General features: G+C 56.9%; 18 protein-coding genes and 1 pseudogene. 13 read left to right on the plus strand and 6 right to left on the minus strand.

Going from position 1 to position 16,011, the window contains the following annotated elements; translation table 11 throughout:
* Nucleotides 1-2: 2 nt before the first annotated feature.
* The 4 genes from C1N62_RS13720 to C1N62_RS13735 are packed head-to-tail and all read left to right on the plus strand — an operon-like array spanning nt 3 to nt 3,684.
* The gene (locus C1N62_RS13720) at nt 3-911 is read left to right on the plus strand and encodes a baseplate assembly protein (protein WP_137764161.1); all 909 of its coding nucleotides are present in this window, start codon (nt 3-5) and stop codon (nt 909-911) included.
* Entirely contained in the window at nt 904-1,512 is a 609-nt protein-coding gene (locus tag C1N62_RS13725) for a phage tail protein I (RefSeq protein WP_137764162.1), read from the plus strand. The genes C1N62_RS13720 and C1N62_RS13725 overlap by 8 nt, the downstream gene beginning before the upstream one ends.
* On the plus strand, nt 1,509-3,161 hold the full coding sequence (locus C1N62_RS13730; RefSeq protein WP_137764163.1) for a phage tail protein: 1,653 nt from the start codon (nt 1,509-1,511) through the stop codon (nt 3,159-3,161). Before C1N62_RS13725 ends, C1N62_RS13730 begins: the two co-directional genes overlap by 4 nt.
* A 7-nt stretch (nt 3,162-3,168) precedes the next feature.
* A complete protein-coding gene (locus tag C1N62_RS13735) occupies nt 3,169-3,684 on the plus strand; it encodes a tail fiber assembly protein (RefSeq protein WP_137764164.1) in 516 nt (171 codons plus the stop codon).
* Nucleotides 3,685-4,141: 457 nt separating this feature from the next.
* Here the strand turns inward: C1N62_RS13735 and C1N62_RS13740 are convergent, their stop codons facing one another.
* On the minus strand, nt 4,142-4,375 hold the full coding sequence (locus C1N62_RS13740; RefSeq protein ID WP_137764165.1) for a YegP family protein: 234 nt from the start codon (nt 4,373-4,375) through the stop codon (nt 4,142-4,144).
* Nucleotides 4,376-4,733: 358 nt separating this feature from the next.
* Here C1N62_RS13740 and C1N62_RS13745 point away from each other — a divergent pair, with 358 nt between their 5' ends.
* The 8 genes and pseudogenes from C1N62_RS13745 to C1N62_RS13780 all read left to right on the plus strand — a co-directional run bounded on the left by C1N62_RS13745 (nt 4,734) and on the right by C1N62_RS13780 (nt 11,321).
* Nucleotides 4,734-5,903 carry a phage tail sheath protein gene (locus C1N62_RS13745; protein WP_137764166.1) on the plus strand — a complete coding sequence of 390 codons (1,170 nt, stop codon included), beginning with the start codon at nt 4,734-4,736 and terminating at the stop codon, nt 5,901-5,903.
* 12 nt (nt 5,904-5,915) lie between these two features.
* Nucleotides 5,916-6,425 (plus strand): phage major tail tube protein, encoded by a 510-nt coding sequence (locus C1N62_RS13750; RefSeq protein ID WP_137764167.1) that lies wholly within the window; start codon nt 5,916-5,918, stop codon nt 6,423-6,425.
* A gap of 45 nt (nt 6,426-6,470) precedes the next feature.
* Nucleotides 6,471-6,746: a phage tail assembly protein gene (locus C1N62_RS13755; RefSeq protein ID WP_137764168.1), complete on the plus strand. Its 276-nt coding sequence runs from the start codon at nt 6,471-6,473 to the stop codon at nt 6,744-6,746.
* Nucleotides 6,747-6,778: 32 nt separating this feature from the next.
* Nucleotides 6,779-6,901: a GpE family phage tail protein gene (locus tag C1N62_RS13760; protein ID WP_137765014.1), complete on the plus strand. Its 123-nt coding sequence runs from the start codon at nt 6,779-6,781 to the stop codon at nt 6,899-6,901.
* The gene (locus tag C1N62_RS13765; protein WP_137764169.1) at nt 6,894-9,332 is read left to right on the plus strand and encodes a phage tail tape measure protein; all 2,439 of its coding nucleotides are present in this window, start codon (nt 6,894-6,896) and stop codon (nt 9,330-9,332) included. The genes C1N62_RS13760 and C1N62_RS13765 overlap by 8 nt, the downstream gene beginning before the upstream one ends.
* Before the next feature lie 6 nt (nt 9,333-9,338).
* Nucleotides 9,339-9,856: pseudogene (locus tag C1N62_RS13770) on the plus strand (phage tail protein).
* Entirely contained in the window at nt 9,853-11,013 is a 1,161-nt protein-coding gene (locus C1N62_RS13775) for a phage late control D family protein (RefSeq protein ID WP_240775703.1), read from the plus strand. The pseudogene C1N62_RS13770 and the gene C1N62_RS13775 overlap by 4 nt, the downstream one beginning before the upstream one ends.
* Nucleotides 11,014-11,099: 86 nt before the next feature.
* Nucleotides 11,100-11,321 (plus strand): DNA-binding transcriptional regulator, encoded by a 222-nt coding sequence (locus C1N62_RS13780; protein WP_137764170.1) that lies wholly within the window; start codon nt 11,100-11,102, stop codon nt 11,319-11,321.
* Between the two features lie 162 nt (nt 11,322-11,483).
* Here C1N62_RS13780 and rplS read toward each other — a convergent pair whose 3' ends face one another.
* The 5 genes from rplS to ffh form a co-directional block, all read right to left on the minus strand.
* Nucleotides 11,484-11,831: a 50S ribosomal protein L19 gene (rplS, locus tag C1N62_RS13785; RefSeq protein ID WP_137764171.1), complete on the minus strand. Its 348-nt coding sequence runs from the start codon at nt 11,829-11,831 to the stop codon at nt 11,484-11,486.
* 57 nt (nt 11,832-11,888) lie between these two features.
* Entirely contained in the window at nt 11,889-12,650 is a 762-nt protein-coding gene (gene trmD / locus C1N62_RS13790) for a tRNA (guanosine(37)-N1)-methyltransferase TrmD (protein ID WP_137764172.1), read from the minus strand.
* A gap of 52 nt (nt 12,651-12,702) precedes the next feature.
* Entirely contained in the window at nt 12,703-13,251 is a 549-nt protein-coding gene (gene rimM / locus C1N62_RS13795; protein WP_137764173.1) for a ribosome maturation factor RimM, read from the minus strand.
* 18 nt (nt 13,252-13,269) lie between these two features.
* Complete coding sequence (gene rpsP / locus C1N62_RS13800) at nt 13,270-13,518, minus strand: 30S ribosomal protein S16 (RefSeq protein WP_137764174.1); 249 nt, start codon at nt 13,516-13,518, stop codon at nt 13,270-13,272.
* Nucleotides 13,519-13,673: 155 nt separating this feature from the next.
* A complete protein-coding gene (ffh, locus tag C1N62_RS13805) occupies nt 13,674-15,035 on the minus strand; it encodes a signal recognition particle protein (protein WP_137764175.1) in 1,362 nt (453 codons plus the stop codon).
* Between the two features lie 164 nt (nt 15,036-15,199).
* Here ffh and C1N62_RS13810 point away from each other — a divergent pair, with 164 nt between their 5' ends.
* On the plus strand, nt 15,200-15,991 hold the full coding sequence (locus C1N62_RS13810; protein ID WP_137764176.1) for an inner membrane protein YpjD: 792 nt from the start codon (nt 15,200-15,202) through the stop codon (nt 15,989-15,991).
* Nucleotides 15,992-16,011: the final 20 nt, after the last annotated feature.

Raw genomic sequence — 16,011 nt, forward strand, 5'->3', positions numbered from 1 at the left:
CTATGCCAACCATCGACTTAAGCCAGCTCCCCGCTCCGGATGTGGTGGAGGCGCTGGACTATGAAACCCTGCTGGCCGAGCGCAAGGCCACGCTGATTTCCCTCTACCCGGCAGACCAGCAGGCGGCCATCGCCCGTACTCTGGCGCTGGAGTCTGATCCGCTGGTGAAGCTGCTTCAGGAGAACGCCTACCGCGAGCTGATTTTGCGCCAGCGCATCAACGAGGCCGCGCAGGCCAATATGGTGGCCTACGCCACCGGCGCTGACCTTGACCAACTGGCGGCTAACACGGGCTTAACTCGCCTGATCCAGACGCCCGCTGACCTCACCACCCTGCCGCCCACGGCGGCGGTGATGGAAAGCGACGAGGATTTTCGCGTGCGTACGGCGGCGGCCTTTGAAGGACTGAGCGTGGCCGGGCCAACCGGCGCGTATGAGTATCACGCCAAAAGCGCCGACGGGCGCGTGGCGGATGCGTCCGCTATCAGCCCGTCGCCGGCCTGCGTCACCGTCACGCTGCTGGCGCGCGAGGGCAATGGCGAGGCCAGCGCTGACCTGCTGGCCGTGGTCACGGCGGCGCTCAATGATGAGGATGTGCGCCCGGTAGGCGACCGCGTGACCGTGCAATCTGCGCAGATTGTGCCGTACCAGGTAGAGGCCGCGCTGTACCTCTACCCAGGGCCGGAGGCGGAGCCTATCCGGGCGGCGGCGGCGGCCAAGCTGGCGGCGTTTATCACCGCGCAGGCCCGTCTGGGCCGCGACATTCGCCGGTCTGCGCTCTATGCCGCGCTGCATGTGGAAGGCGTGCAGCGGGTAGAGCTGCTTCAGCCGGCTGACGATGTGGTACTGGATAAGACCCAGGCCGCCTACTGCACGGCCTATCAACTGACGGTAGGAGGGGCCGATGAGTGACCGCCTGTTGCCGGCAAGCTCCAGCGCGCTGGAAGTGGCCGCCGCCACGGCCTGCGCCGAGATTGCGCGCATTCCTGTGCCGCTGCGCACCCTGTGGAATGCGCAAACTTGCCCGGTTGATTTGCTGCCTTATCTGGCGTGGGCCTGGTCGGTTGACCGCTGGGATGCCAACTGGCCGGAGAGCACCAAGCGGGCAGTGGTGGCGGACTCGGCCTATGTGCACCGGCATAAAGGCACAATTGGCGCGCTGCGGCGCGTGGTCGAGCCGCTGGGCTACCTCATTCGCATTACCGAATGGTGGCAGACCCATGAGACGCCCGGCACCTTTCGCCTGGATGTCGGCGTGCTGGATACCGGCATCACCGAGACGATGTATCACGAGCTGGAGCGGCTGATTGCCGATGCCAAACCGTGCAGCCGTCACCTGGTGGGGCTGTCTATCAACCTGGATGTCACCGGGGCGCTGCCGGTTGCCGCCGCCTGCTATAGCGGTGATGAGCTGACCGTGTACCCCTATTTCCCTGAAACCCTGATTGTGACCGGCCCGAGCTATACCGGCGGCGCAGTCCACGTTATCGACAGCATGAGAGTGAACCCATGACGGCTAAATATTACGCCTTGCTCACCAACCTGGGCGCGGCCAAGCTGGCGAACGCCGCCGCCCTCGGCACCAAGTTGCAAATCACCCAGATGGCCGTGGGTGACGGCGGTGGCACGCTGCCGACCCCGAACGCCACACAAGCGGCGCTAAAGGGGGAAAAGCGCCGGGCGGCGTTAAATACGCTGAGTATTGACACGGCCAACAGCAGCCAGATTATCGCTGAGCAGGTTATTCCTGAAAGCGAGGGCGGTTTTTGGATCAGGGAGATTGGCCTGTTTGATGCCAGCGGGGCGCTGATTGCCGTGGCAAACTGCCCGGAAACCTATAAGCCCCAGCTCCAGGAGGGGAGCGGGCGCACGCAAACCGTGCGCATGATTTTAATCGTTAACAGCACCGAGGCGGTGACGCTGAAGGTAGACCCGTCCGTGGTACTGGCAACGCGCAAATATGTCGATGATGCGGTGATTACCGTGAACGCCCACACCGACGATGCGATGGCCAAGCACCTGGCGGCTAAAGATCCGCATACGCAATATCTGAAGGCGGCCAGTCAGTTGAGTGAGATCAAGGCGCAGGGTAGCGCTGCGATGGCAAAGGCCCTGAACAATATTGGCGCCATGCCGTTTTATGCCACGGCCTTGAATGTTGACCTCAATACGCTCGGGCCGGACAGTGCCGGGGTGTATTACAAAGAAATCGACAGCTTAGCCACGCCTGAACTGCACTACCCCGAAAAGATGTCTGGCACCCTGTTAGTTATCCCATCCGGGTATGGGGTGCAGCAGGAGTACACGACGCGCATCGGCAATAAATACGTGCGTGGCTTGAGCGGCACCTGGAACGGTAGCGGGCCGTGGCGCGCGTGGACGTCCATCTATTCCTCCGGCAACCCGCCAAGCGCCGCTGAGGTAGGGGCGTTGCCAGTGATCGCAACCAGCATCGGCAATACCAGTATTGATGCCTACGGGCTGGATCACCTCGGCATTTATCAGCAGTCCCTGGCGGCCAACGTCACCACGGCCAACGGTTTTCCTGCTGCGGCGACGGCGGGCGGCACGCTGGAGGTTATCCTTGGCCCCTATGTCGGCGGCGTGCTTCAGCGTTACACCGAAAAGCACACCGGGCGCACGTGGGTGCGTACGCTGACCGGCAACTGGAACGGCACGAACGGGCCGTGGTCGGCCTGGGTGGCGATGTATTCTGAAAACAATCCGCCAAAGGCGTCTGATGTGGGGGCATTGCCATTAACGGGCGGTGATATCACTGGCGCGCTGGGCGTAGGTCAAAATCTCAACGTGAGCGGGGATATTTCTGTCACGGGCAGGCTCGTAGCAAATAATCGCGTGGTGTCGGCAAATTACGTTTATGCAGGCGGCGGCACCAGTTATCTGGCTGGAGATGGGAATATTTATGGAGATAAATGGGGTGGTTGGTTAACGGGCTATTTATTAAGAACTTATATCACCTCTGTGCGTTTTGGTGCGGCTACCTGGACAGATAACCTTGGTAATAATGCGTATAGCTTTGAGGGCGGCGTAGCGATAACCGGCATTCAGGCAACAGCAAACTATGCCACCAACCTGAAAGTGGCGTATCGGACTATTCAGGTTTTCATTAACAACACCTGGTATTCTATCAACAGCCTGTAGGTTTTCTATGAAACTCATTTCACTTATTAAATACACCCCTGACAATCCGCTTAATATTCCAGGGCTAGACATTAATTATCTGCGCGATGAAAACGGTCACGACTGGTACGAGGCGCAAAAGGATTTTGCTGTTGATACCCTGAAAATTGCCTATACCTCGGATGGCATTATTCGCCAGTGCAGCACAGATATTTCTGCGCTCTGGCCGGAGAATATGTCTGTTGATGAGATAGCAATGCCGGAGGCCCCTGAAGCCTCACTGAACGATGGCAGTTGGTCATTTGATGGCGTCAACCTCACGCAGACGCCGACCGATTACGTGGCGCAGTCCACTGCCAAGAAGGCCGAGCTTATCGCGGATGCCACCTTGAACATTGACCTATTGCAAGATGCGGTCGACCTGGAGATGGCAACCGATGAAGAAGCAGCGCTCCTGGTCAGCTGGAAAAAATACCGGGTACTGCTGAGCCGGGTCGATACCGGCACCGCACCGGATATTACCTGGCCGCCTCTCCCTGAATAAGACTTGGCGCCTATCGCGGCAGCGGCATAACCGGGGCTGCTCATATCGACAATGGGTTGGCGATGACGAATTAGATATGGAGAAGCTCAAGCTGTGTGAGCGCGCAGACAGTAATGTCTTATAGACTAAATAAAAATTGTAATAAAAAACATTAACTAAGTGAAAATAAAGTATCAAAAAAATGCCGCCAGAGGCACTGGCGGCAAACCATTCGAAATGCTTCGTTCAACGATAGTGTGTGTCTATGCACATTTATAGAGTAGTCGATATTATTTTTTTTGCTAAAAATAATTATGTTAATCTACAGTGCCATTCTCCCCTTGTCATTTTAGTAAAGTGCTTAACGGTAATGGTTTAAAAAAAAACCGGATTCATGCTCAAATAATAATCGATTAAATTTTGAGAAACTAATGACAAAATTAATAGAACATATAAAAAATTCACTTAATTTTCAAAATTACTCTTGATTATCTGACTTGGCTGTTTTTGAAATGTAGCTTTTATCGCCGATAGAAACAGCTAAAGAGGCATCTTTTGACATTATTCGTATTTTCGCTTCACAGATAGGCAAGGTTTGATAGCCTTCTGGACTAATGGCAATTAGATCACCGTTTGTTGCCATAAGCCGCCAATGCCAACCACCATCTTCACCTAAGTAAATGTAATAATAAGGTATTTGGAAATTATTCATAACCTTACCCCTCTAGCTAAACGCTTTGAAAAAAACATTTCCTTGCCATTTGATATAATCATTATGGCATACCGGTGTTATAGAACACCTATAGGAATCCATTGATAATATATTCATAAATAATTAAAAAAAATCAGCATTTATCATCATTTGGTAATTTTATATATTTTTTGAAGATAATTGCAAAGGTATTGAAACGAAAAAAGCACTTTCAATATAAGCTTTATAAAATGCCTATATTTTTATTAATTAACAATTGAAAAGCATATGTTGTGTCATTTTTCAGTAAACAGTAATCACATGCACCCGCCCGCCAGGCTTGGCACTCTACGCGCTCACACAACACGGAGCGCATTAGATGGCCGATTATCATCATGGTGTCCGCGTCGTCGAAATCAACGACGGCACGCGCACCATTTCCACCGTTTCCACTGCCATTGTTGGCATGGTCTGCACCGCTGAGGATGCGGACGCCACGGCGTTTCCGCTCAACACGCCGGTACTGCTGACCAACGTACAGGCCGCTATCGCCAAGGCCGGCACGACCGGCACCCTGGCCGCCGCCCTGCAAGCCATTGCCGACCAGGCCAAGCCCGTCACCGTGGTGGTGCGCGTGGCCGAAGGCGCGACCCAGGCAGAAACCACCTCTAACATCATCGGCGGCACCGATGAAAACGGCCAATACACTGGCATGAAAGCGCTGTTGAGCGCGCCGACCCAGCTCGATGTGAAGCCGCGCATTCTGGGCGTGCCGGGCCTCGACTCGCTGGAGGTGGCGACCGCGCTCGCCAGTATCTGCCAGCAACTGCGGGCCTTTGGCTATGTGTCCGCCTACGGGTGCAAGACCCTGAGAGACGCCATGACCTACCGCGAGAACTTCAGCCAGCGCGAGCTGATGGTGATTTGGCCGGACTTTATCGCCTGGGACACCACCGCCAACGCCGCCCGCACCGCCTACGCCACGGCCCGCGCCCTGGGGCTGCGTGCCAAAATCGACACTGAAACCGGCTGGCATAAAACCCTCTCTAACGTGGGCGTCAATGGCGTGACCGGCATCTCGGCAGGCGTCTTCTGGGATTTGCAGCAGACCGGCACCGATGCTGACCTGCTCAACCAGGCCGGCGTCACTACGCTTATCCGCAAAGACGGCTTTCGCTTCTGGGGCAACCGCACCTGTAGCGATGATCCGCTGTTTGCCTTTGAGAACTACACCCGCACCGCACAGGTACTGGCCGACACGATGGCCGAGGCGCACATGTGGGCGGCAGATAAGCCGCTGACCCCGACCCTGGTCAAAGACATCATTGGTGGCATCAATGCCAAATTCCGCGAGCTGGTCAGCGCTGGCTATCTGCTGGGCGCAAGCTGCTGGTATGACGACAGCGCCAACGATAAAGACACCCTGAAGGCGGGCAAGCTGCTGATTGATTACGAGTACACGCCTGTACCGCCGCTGGAAGATTTGACGCTGCGCCAGCGCATCACCGACTCCTACCTGGCGGATTTTGCCGCTGCGGTTAACAGCTAAGGAGCTGACTTAATGGCACTGCCGAAAAAACTGAAGTACCTGAACTTGTTCAACGATGCCAACAGCTACCAGGGCATTGTCTCCTCGGTGACGTTGCCGAAGCTCTCGCGCAAGCTCGACACCTATCGAGGCGGCGGCATGAACGGGGCCGCCCATATCGACAATGGGCTGGAAGATGATGCGCTAGATATGGAGTGGAGCATTGGCGGCCTGGATGAGCGTGTGCTGGGCCAGTGGGGCGGCGGCACCGTGCCGCTGCGCTTTGTTGGCTCTTACCAGCGTGACGACACCGGCGAAGTGATCGCGGTAGAGGTGGAGGTGCGCGGTAAACATCAGGCGTTTGATTTTGGCGAGGCCAAGCAGGGCGAGGACACCGAAACCAAAATTACCACCAAGTGCACCTACTACAAACTGACCTGGAATGGCAAAGACCTGATTGAAGTCGATACCGTCAACATGATTGAGAAGGTCAACGGCACCGACCTGCTTGAGCAGCACCGCAAAAATATCGGGCTGATTTAACCCTTACGCCAGCGCCTGGCGCTGGCTTTTATAGAGAGCACTTACATGGAAAACCAAAACCTCATTATCCTGGAAACCCCTATTCAGCGCGGTGAACTGACAATTAGCCAGATTGAGCTGATGAAACCCAATGCCGGCACGCTGCGCGGCGTGCGTCTGTATGACCTGGTGCAATCGGATGTCGATGCGCTGCTTACGATTTTACCGCGCATCACCACCCCTAACCTGACTAAGGCTGAGTGCCTGATGTTAGATCCGGTTGACCTGGTGGAGGTAGGCGGCAAGGTGATTAGTTTTTTGACGCCGAAGTCGGTGATGTGAAATGGCCAGCGGGCCTGACGGTCAATGACCTGATGGCCGACATCGCCATGATTTTTCACTGGCCCCTCTCTGACCTCACCAACCTGCCGCTGGCCGAGCTTCTCGACTGGCGGCACAAAGCCATGATCCGCAGCGGAGCAACACCGGATGAGTAACAGCCTGAAATTGCAGGTTCTGCTAAAAGCCGTTGACCAAGCCAGCCGACCTTTTAGGGCTATCCAGAACGCCACGCACACCCTGTCCGGGGAGATCCGCGACGCGCAGGCCAACATCCGGGCGCTGGATGCACAGGCGGCAAAAATTGACGGCTTTCGCAAAACCAGCGCGCAACTGGCGGTCACGCAGCGCGCCCTGGCCTCTGCCAAGGAGCGGGCCGCCGCGCTGGCCGTGCAGTTTCGCAACACCGCGCGCCCCACGGCGCAACAGGCCAAGGCCCTGGAGAAGGCCCGCCAGGCGGCGGCGGAGTTGCAGACCAAAACCAACAGCCTGCGCCTGTCTGTGCAGCAGCAACGTGATGCGCTCAAGGCTGCCGGTATCTCAACGCGCAACCTGAACAGCGCCCAGCAACGCCTGCGCAGCGAATCGGCGCAGGCCACCCTGGCACTCAACCAACAACGCCAATCCCTGCAACGCCTTGACCAGCAACAGGCGCGGCTCAACCAAACCCAGGCGCGCTATCGTCGGGGCCAGGAGTTGACCGGCAGCGTGCGCAATGCCGGGGCGGCCGGTGTGGGAACGGCGACCGTAGGCGCAGTGGCCGGCATGACCCTGTTAAAGCCGGGCTATGACTTTGCACAGGCTAACTCCACGCTTCAGGCCGTGTTGGGGCTGGATAAGCACTCCGCCGAGTTTCAATCCTTGCGCACCCAGGCGCGCAGCATTGGTGACAACACGGCGGCCTCGGCCAACGATGCGGCCAACGCGCAAATCATCATTGCTAAATCCGGCGGTACGGTCGACGACATCCGGGCGGCGACGCCGGTCACGCTAAATATGTCCCTGGCGAACAATCGCACGATGGAAGAGAGCGCCAAGCTGCTGATGAGCACCAAAAGCGCCTTTGGCCTGGCAAACAGCGAAGTGGCGCACTTGGGGGATGTGATTTCCGCCACGATGAATAAAACGGCGGCGGATTTTGACGGGCTGAACGACGCGCTGACCTATATCGCCCCGGTGGCAAAAAACGCCGGCGTCAGCGTAGAGCAGACTACGGCCATGATTGGCGCACTGGCGCAGGAGGGCACCACCGGCAGTATGGCCGGCACTGCCGTGCGGGCGATGTTGCTGCGCGTGCAGGCACCCACCGGAGAAGCCGGGAAGGCGATAAAAGAGCTGGGCGTAAAGACCGCCGACAGCAAGGGCAATATGCGGTCCTTCTTCTCGGTCTTAAAAGAGATGAAAACCGCCTTTGAGAAAAACCACCTCGGCACCGCGCAGCAGGCGGAATACCTGAAAACCATTTTCGGGGAGGAGGCCGCCGCCGCCGCTGTCACCCTGATGAAGGGGGCCGCCAACGGCCAACTGGATTCGCTGACGCGCACGTTCCAGCAGTCAGACGGCAGTACCGCTAGGCTGGTAAGTGTCCAGCAGGACAACCTGGGCGGCGACCTGAAGGAAGGGCAATCCGCCGCCGAGGCCGTAGGCACTGACCTGTATGACCAGCTCGATGAGAGCCTGCGTAAGCTCACCCAGGACACCACGAAATATATTCTGAAAGTCGACCATTGGATACAGAACAACAAGGCGCTGGCCGGCGGGATCGCCAAGATAGCGATCGCCGGCACGACTTTACTCGCCATGCTGGGCGCGGTGGGCCTGATGGTCTGGCCGGTCATGGCCGGCATCAATGGGTTAATCGCCGCGGCGGGAATGCTAAGTGCGGGCTTTTCGCTTGCCGGCGGAGCCATCGCCACGGCGTTAGGGGCTGTCTCCTTGCCCATCGTGGCCGTGGGGGCGGCGATTGTCGGCGTGGGGCTGCTTATCCGCAAATACTGGGAGCCGCTCCAGGCATTTATCACGGGAGTGGCCGAAGGATTCACCGCCGCGATGGGGCCAGTGAGTGAAGCCTTTGCCCCGCTTAAGCCGCTGTTTACCTGGCTTACAGAGAAGCTGAGCGGGATATGGGACTGGTTTAGCAAGCTGATTGAGCCGGTGAAGTCCACGCAGAAAGAGCTGGCCGCCGCCGGCAACATGGGCCGACAATTCGGTACATTGCTGGCAAACGGCCTGCAAGCCCCCATGAAGATTCTAGGCAAGCTGCGCGAGGGCATCGATTGGGTATTAGAAAAGCTCAACATTATCCATAAGGACTCCAGCGATCCAGAGGATAAAGAGCCGGCGGCAGATGATGACCCCGGTGCTAAGCCAGATGGCAGGCCGCTCGCTCTGGGCAGGGCGGGCTATAAGCCTGTGGTCATGGCTTACCAGGGCGGGCCGGCACCACAAAACACCTACCAAAGCAGTTACGTGCTGAACATGCACCCCGGCATGACCAAAGATGATGCGCTGGCACTGATGGCCCAGCAGCGTGAGCGCGAGCAGCGCCAGGCCAACGCCCGGCAACGTAGCCAGATGGGTTGGGAGTAACGAACGATGATGATGGTTTATGGCCTGATGGTATTTATGCGCCAGACGCTCCCCTATGCCGAGCAGCAGCATACCGTTGATTACCGCTGGCCGACCAATAGCCGGGTCGGCGAGCGGGCGGCGGCGCAGTTCCTGGGGTGGGCGATGAGAAAATTACGCTGACCGGGGAGCTATGCCCGGAAATCACCGGCGGCACGCTCTCGCTACTGACCTTCAAAGCGATGGCCGATGAGGGGTGCGCCTGGCCGCTGATTGGTGGCAACGGCACCATCTACGGGATGTTTGTTGTGGAGAGCATCAGCCAGACCCACAGCGAATTTTTCGCCAACGGCGCGGCGCGCAAAATTGGCTTTACCCTGAGCCTCAAGCGCGTGGATGAGTCGTTAACCTCCATGTTCGGCGATGTGAAACAGCAGGCCGATAGCCTGATAAGCGGGGCCGGCAACCTGCCGGGCCAGCTCACCACCGCCATGAATAACGCGGTATCCTCGGCGGGCGAAATGGTAGGGGGGGTGTTGGCATGATGGGAATAGGCGATCTGTCCTTTACGCCCAGCGCGCCCATGACGCCGGATTTTTTGCTGAGCGTGAATGCCAAGGATGTCACCACCAATATTCGGCCTCGTCTTCTCTCTCTGGCGCTGACCGACAACCGGGGGTTTGAGGCTGACCAGCTCGACATCGAGCTGGACGACAGCGACGGCAAGCTGGAGATGCCGGCGCGTGGGGCCGTGGTGCGGCTGTACCTTGGCTGGAAAGGTGGCGCGCTTATCGACAAGGGCAGTTTCACCGTGGATGAAGTCGAGCACCACGGCGCGCCAGACACACTGACCATTCGCGCCCGGAGTGCCGATTTTCGTGGCACGCTTAACTCCCGGCGGGAGGTGTCTTACCACGACACCACCCTGGGGGCCGTGGTGGCCCAGGTAGCCGCCCGCAATCAACTTTCGGCCACCCTGGGGGCCGGGTTGGGTGAGCTGGCCGTGGTGCACATTGACCAGACCCAGGAGACGGATGCGGCCTTTTTAACGCGCCTGGCCTCGCTGTATGGGGCTGTGGCAGCGATAAAGGCCGGCACGCTGCTGTTTATCCGGCCCGGTGGCGGCCTGACGGCCAGCGGCAAGCCCATTCCCCAGCTCACCCTCACGCGAGAGGATGGCGACCAGCATCGCTTTAGTATCGCTGACCGGGGCGCATATACCGGCGTGACGGCAAGCTGGCTGCATACCAAAGACCCGGCCCCGAAAAAAGTGAAGGTACAGCGTAAGACGGCGGAAAAGCACTTGCGCGCCCTAGAGCATCCAGCCGCTAAAAAGGCCGCGACCACCGCCGCCAAAACCCCGGAGGCCCGCGAGGGCGAATATCTGGCTGGCACCGAAGATAACGTGTTTGCCCTGACGACCGTGTACGCCACGCGGGCAGCCGCGATGCGTGCCGCCCAGGCCAAGTGGGAACGGCTACAGCGCGGGGTAGCGGAATTTTCCCTGACGCTGGCGCGGGGCCGGGCGGATCTCTTCCCGGAAACGCCGGTGAAGGTAAGCGGCTTTAAATCCGTGATTGATGCGCAGCCGTGGATCATCAGCAAGGTGACACACAGCCTGAGCGGCAGGGGCTATACCACAGTACTGGATTTTGAAGTGATGCTTTCTGATATCGATTACGAGTCAAAGCAAATCCAATAGCAACATTAAACTTACATTTGCATAATTTATCTTAATTATTCACAATGGCGACCGATCCAATCCCCTTTATTTTTTAGGTGGTTACTATGATGCACTGCCCTCTCTGTCAAAATGCTGCGCATACGCGCTCAAGTCGATACATATCGAGAGAAACTAAGGAACGTTACCACCAGTGTACAAACATCAACTGTAGTTGCACTTTCAAGTCGCATGAGACGATAGCTGAAATGATTGTAAAGCCAGGCGATGTTAAACCAGTACCACCGCACCCAAGCAGCAAGATGCAACAAGGTATGCTCTGGATGTAAGAGAACCCGCTAAAGCGGGTTTTTTTATAACTATAAAAAACACCAATTGACCACATTTATAAGCTGCGTGGACATTGTGTGGACACTGAATGTAAAAAAGGGGTTAGCCATTGGCTAACCCCTTCATATCTATTAACTTTTGGATGCAGCGTTAGCTGTATCTTAGTTAAGACGCTCTTTGATACGAGCAGACTTACCAGTACGCTCACGCAGGTAGTACAGTTTGGCTTTACGAACGGCACCACGGCGTTTCACAGTAATGCTGTCGATTACTGGGGAGTGAGTCTGGAATACGCGCTCAACACCTTCGCCGTTGGAAATCTTACGAACAGTGAATGCAGAGTGCAGACCGCGGTTACGGATAGCGATAACCACGCCCTCGAATGCCTGCAGACGTTTTTTGCTACCTTCAACGACCCATACCTTCACTTCCACGGAATCACCCGGACGGAATGCAGGTACGTCTTGCTTCATCTGCTCTTGTTCAAGTTGCTTAATAATGTTGCTCATAATATGTCTCTTACCCTAGGTAAACTGATATCTCGGGAAAATCAGCCGTAGCCAATTTTACCCTTCATAATCTGGTTGACTGGCCAGATGTTCACGTCGGAACTCTGCCAGCAACACCTGTTGCTCGTCAGTCAGAGCTAGGCTTTCCAGAAGTTCAGGTCTTCTAAGCCAGGTGCGGCCCAGCGACTGCTTCAAGCGCCAGCGGCGGATCTCGGCATGGTTGCCCGACAGCAGAACTGGCGGAACTTCCATCCCTTCCAACACCTCAGGGCGGGTATAGTGAGGGCAGTCCAACAAGCCATCGGAGAAGGAGTCCTCCTCCGCGGAACCCTGATGCCCCAGCACACCCGGAATAAACCGGGCCACCGAGTCGATCAGCGTCATGGCCGGTAACTCGCCTCCGCTGAGAACGTAATCGCCGATTGACCACTCTTCGTCAATTTCGGTTTGGATGATACGTTCATCAATCCCTTCGTAGCGGCCACAAACCAGAATCATCTTCGGGTTGATAGCCAGCTCGCGCACGCCTTGCTGATCAAGTTTGCGCCCCTGTGGCGAAAGGTAGATCACCTTAGCGCCTTCGCCTGCCGCCGCTTTTGCTGCATGGATGGCTTCCCGCAAAGGTTGCACCATCATCAGCATACCGGGACCACCTCCATAGGGGCGATCGTCCACGGTGCGGTGCCGATCGTAGGTGAAGTCACGTGGACTCCAGCAGGCTACGCTCAGCAGGCCATTTTTAACTGCCCGGCCAGTTACCCCGTAATCGGTGATGGCGCGGAACATTTCCGGGAACAGGCTGATTATACCGATAAACATACGCCCATCCCCATCTTGCCGTTCCACTCATCATCTCCGGTCATTGCGGAGGTCAAAAACCAGGATCCCAATCTACTTCAATTACTTGCGTAGTGAGATCGACTTTCTTGATAACCTGCCCATCGAGGAACGGAATCAGCCGTTCCTTGATTCCGAAGGCATCTTTCAGGTTGGCTTTCACTACAAGGACATCGTTAGAGCCGGTTTCCATCATGTCGATGACTTTACCCAGCGCATAACCCTCAGTAGTCACTATCTGGCAACCAATCAGGTCTTTCCAGTAGTAGTCGCCCTCTTCCAGTGCTGGAAGCTGGCTTGAATCCACGACAATTTCGCAATTGGTCAGTAGATTTGCCGCATCCCGATCGTCAACGCCTTTGACTTTGATGATCAGGTCCTGATTGTGGCGCTTCCAGCTTTCCAGCTCGATAAGCTGCCACTTACCCGACTGCTGTGTAAACCACGGCTGATAGTCGAAAATGCTTTCGGCGTCATCGGTGGATGAAAACACTCTGAGCCAACCACGAATGCCGTAGGTGGATCCCAGTTTGCCGAGCACAATCGGCTTCTCAGGCGCCACAGGCTTGGATTGCTTGCTCATCGTTACCACCGCGACAGATTAAGCTGCTTTCTTAGCGTCTTTGATCAGCGAAGCTACGCGATCAGAAACGGTTGCACCCAGACCAACCCAATGCTCGATACGGTCCAGGTCCAGACGCAGTGCTTCAGCCTGACCTGCAGCGATCGGGTTGAAGAAGCCTACGCGCTCGATGAAACGACCGTCACGCGCATTGCGGCTGTCGGTCACTACTACTTGATAGAACGGACGCTTTTTCGCGCCGCCACGTGCCAAACGAATTGTTACCATAACATCCTCTTTAGTTAATAAAACAGCCGGGCCCCATCGAGGAACGGGGCCCGGGTGCAATATAAAAAGCCCGAAAATTTTACTCATTTTGGCGCAAAAAGCAATCTAAAGCGTACAGAGTTGCCACGCGCTACGATAAATAAGTGCCTCGGGGGTTAACGACCTGGGAAACCGGGCGGCATCATGCCCTTCATGCCACGCATCATTTTGGCAATCCCGCCCTTTTTCATCTTCTTCATCATGCGCTGCATTTCGTCAAACTGCTTCAATAAGCGGTTAACGTCCTGCACCTGCATACCCGCGCCCATCGCGATGCGGCGTTTGCGCGAGCCTTTGATAATCTCTGGCTTGGCGCGCTCTTTCAGCGTCATCGAGTTGATGATCGCCTCCATGCGTACCAGCACTTTGTCATCCATCTGCGACTTGACGTTGTCTGGCAGCTGACCGGCACCCGGCAGCTTGCTCAACATGCTGGCCATGCCACCCATGTTACGCATCTGTTTCAGCTGCTCCAGGAAGTCGGTCAGGTCGAAGCCATCGCCTTTCTTCAATTTGGAGGCCAGCTTCTCCGCCTGCTCGCGGTCAACCTTGCTCTCGATGTCCTCGATCAGCGACAGTACGTCGCCCATGCCGAGGATACGTGAGGCGACACGATCCGGGTGGAACGGCTCCAGCGCTTCGGTCTTCTCACCGACACCGAGGAACTTGATCGGCTTGCCGGTGATGTGGCGAATGGAGAGCGCCGCACCGCCGCGCGCGTCACCGTCAACCTTGGTCAGCACCACGCCGGTCAGCGGCAGCGCTTCGTTGAAGGCTTTCGCCGTGTTGGCGGCGTCCTGGCCGGTCATGGCGTCCACCACGAACAGCGTCTCGACCGGATTGATGGCGGCGTGGACCTGCTTGATCTCGTCCATCATCGCTTCATCAACGTGCAGGCGGCCAGCGGTATCCACCAGCAGCACGTCGTAGAACTTCAGCTTGGCCTGTTGCAGCGCGCGGTTGGCGATATCAACCGGCTTCTCTTGCGCATCGGACGGGAAGAAGTCCACGCCCACCTGCTCGGCCAGGGTTTCCAGCTGCTTGATCGCCGCCGGACGGTAGACGTCCGCGGAGACCACCAGCACCTTCTTCTTGCGCTTCTCACGCAGGAATTTTGCCAGCTTGCCGACGCTGGTGGTTTTACCCGCACCCTGCAGGCCCGCCATTAGCACTACGGCTGGCGGCTGCGCGGCCAGGTTCAGCTCGGAGTTCGCCTCGCCCATCGCGGTCATCAGCTCGTTGCGGACGATCTTGACGAACTCCTGCCCCGGTGTCAGGCTTTTGTTGACCTCGACCCCCACCGCGCTCTCTTTCACGCGGTTAATGAAGTCCCGCACCACAGGAAGCGCGACATCGGCCTCCAGCAACGCCATGCGCACTTCGCGCAGGGTCTCTTTAATATTCTCTTCGGTCAGCCGCCCGCGGCCGCTGATATTGCGCAGTGTGCGCGACAATCGATCAGTTAAGTTATCAAACATCGTCTCTTGCTCAACGTAATGACAGGCCGCCTTGGCGACACAATGGCGGGATTATAACACGAAGTCTGTGCGATCTCTGCCCCGCCGTGGGGAACGGTTGGAGCATGACGCCGCTGACGTTATACTGACCCTCTGACTTATTTTCTGAACCCTGACGACACCTTATGCCAATTCCTGCCTTTGTGGCCATGATTGCTTACTTGCTCAGCCTTGCGCTGGTTCTCCCCAGCCTGGTCAGGCAGCAGGGCGGTTTCCGCCGTCTGGCGCTGTTCTTTGCGGCCGTTGCGCTGGTCAGCCACGCCATTGCTCTGGAGCAGCGGATTTTCGACGTCAATACCGGACAGAACCTCAGTCTGGTCAATATCGGCTCGATGGTCAGCCTGATTATTTGTACGGTGATGACCGTTGTGGCCTCCCGTAACCGTGGCTGGTTTTTGTTACCAATTGTGTATAGCTTCGCCCTGATCAACCTGATTTTTGTCGGATTACTGCCGGGCGAGTTCATCACGCACCTGGAGTCCAGCCCCGGGCTGCTGGTACACATCGGGCTGGCGCTCTTCTCATACTCGACCCTGATCATCGCGGCGCTCTATGCGTTCCAGCTCGCGTGGTTGGACTACTTGCTGAAGACTAAACGCCTGACCTTCAACGCTGACATGCCGCCGTTGATGAGCATTGAGCGCAAGCTGTTTCACGTCACCCAGGTGGGTGTGGTGCTGCTGACGCTGACCCTCTGCACCGGCTTCTTCTACCTGGACAACCTGTTCAGCAAAGAGAACATCCATAAGGCAGTGCTGTCGATCATGGCATGGTTTGTCTATGTGGTGCTGCTCTGGGGGCACTACCATGAGGGGTGGCGCGGCCGTCGCGTGGTCTGGTTCAGCATGGCCGGCGCGCTGTTGCTCACCCTGGCCTATTTCGGCAGCCGCCTTATCCAGCAGATCATGATGGGCTGACATATCATTATCTGAACCTA

The sequence above is a fragment of the Nissabacter sp. SGAir0207 genome, from assembly GCF_005491205.1.
GTDB lineage: Bacteria > Pseudomonadota > Gammaproteobacteria > Enterobacterales > Enterobacteriaceae > Chimaeribacter.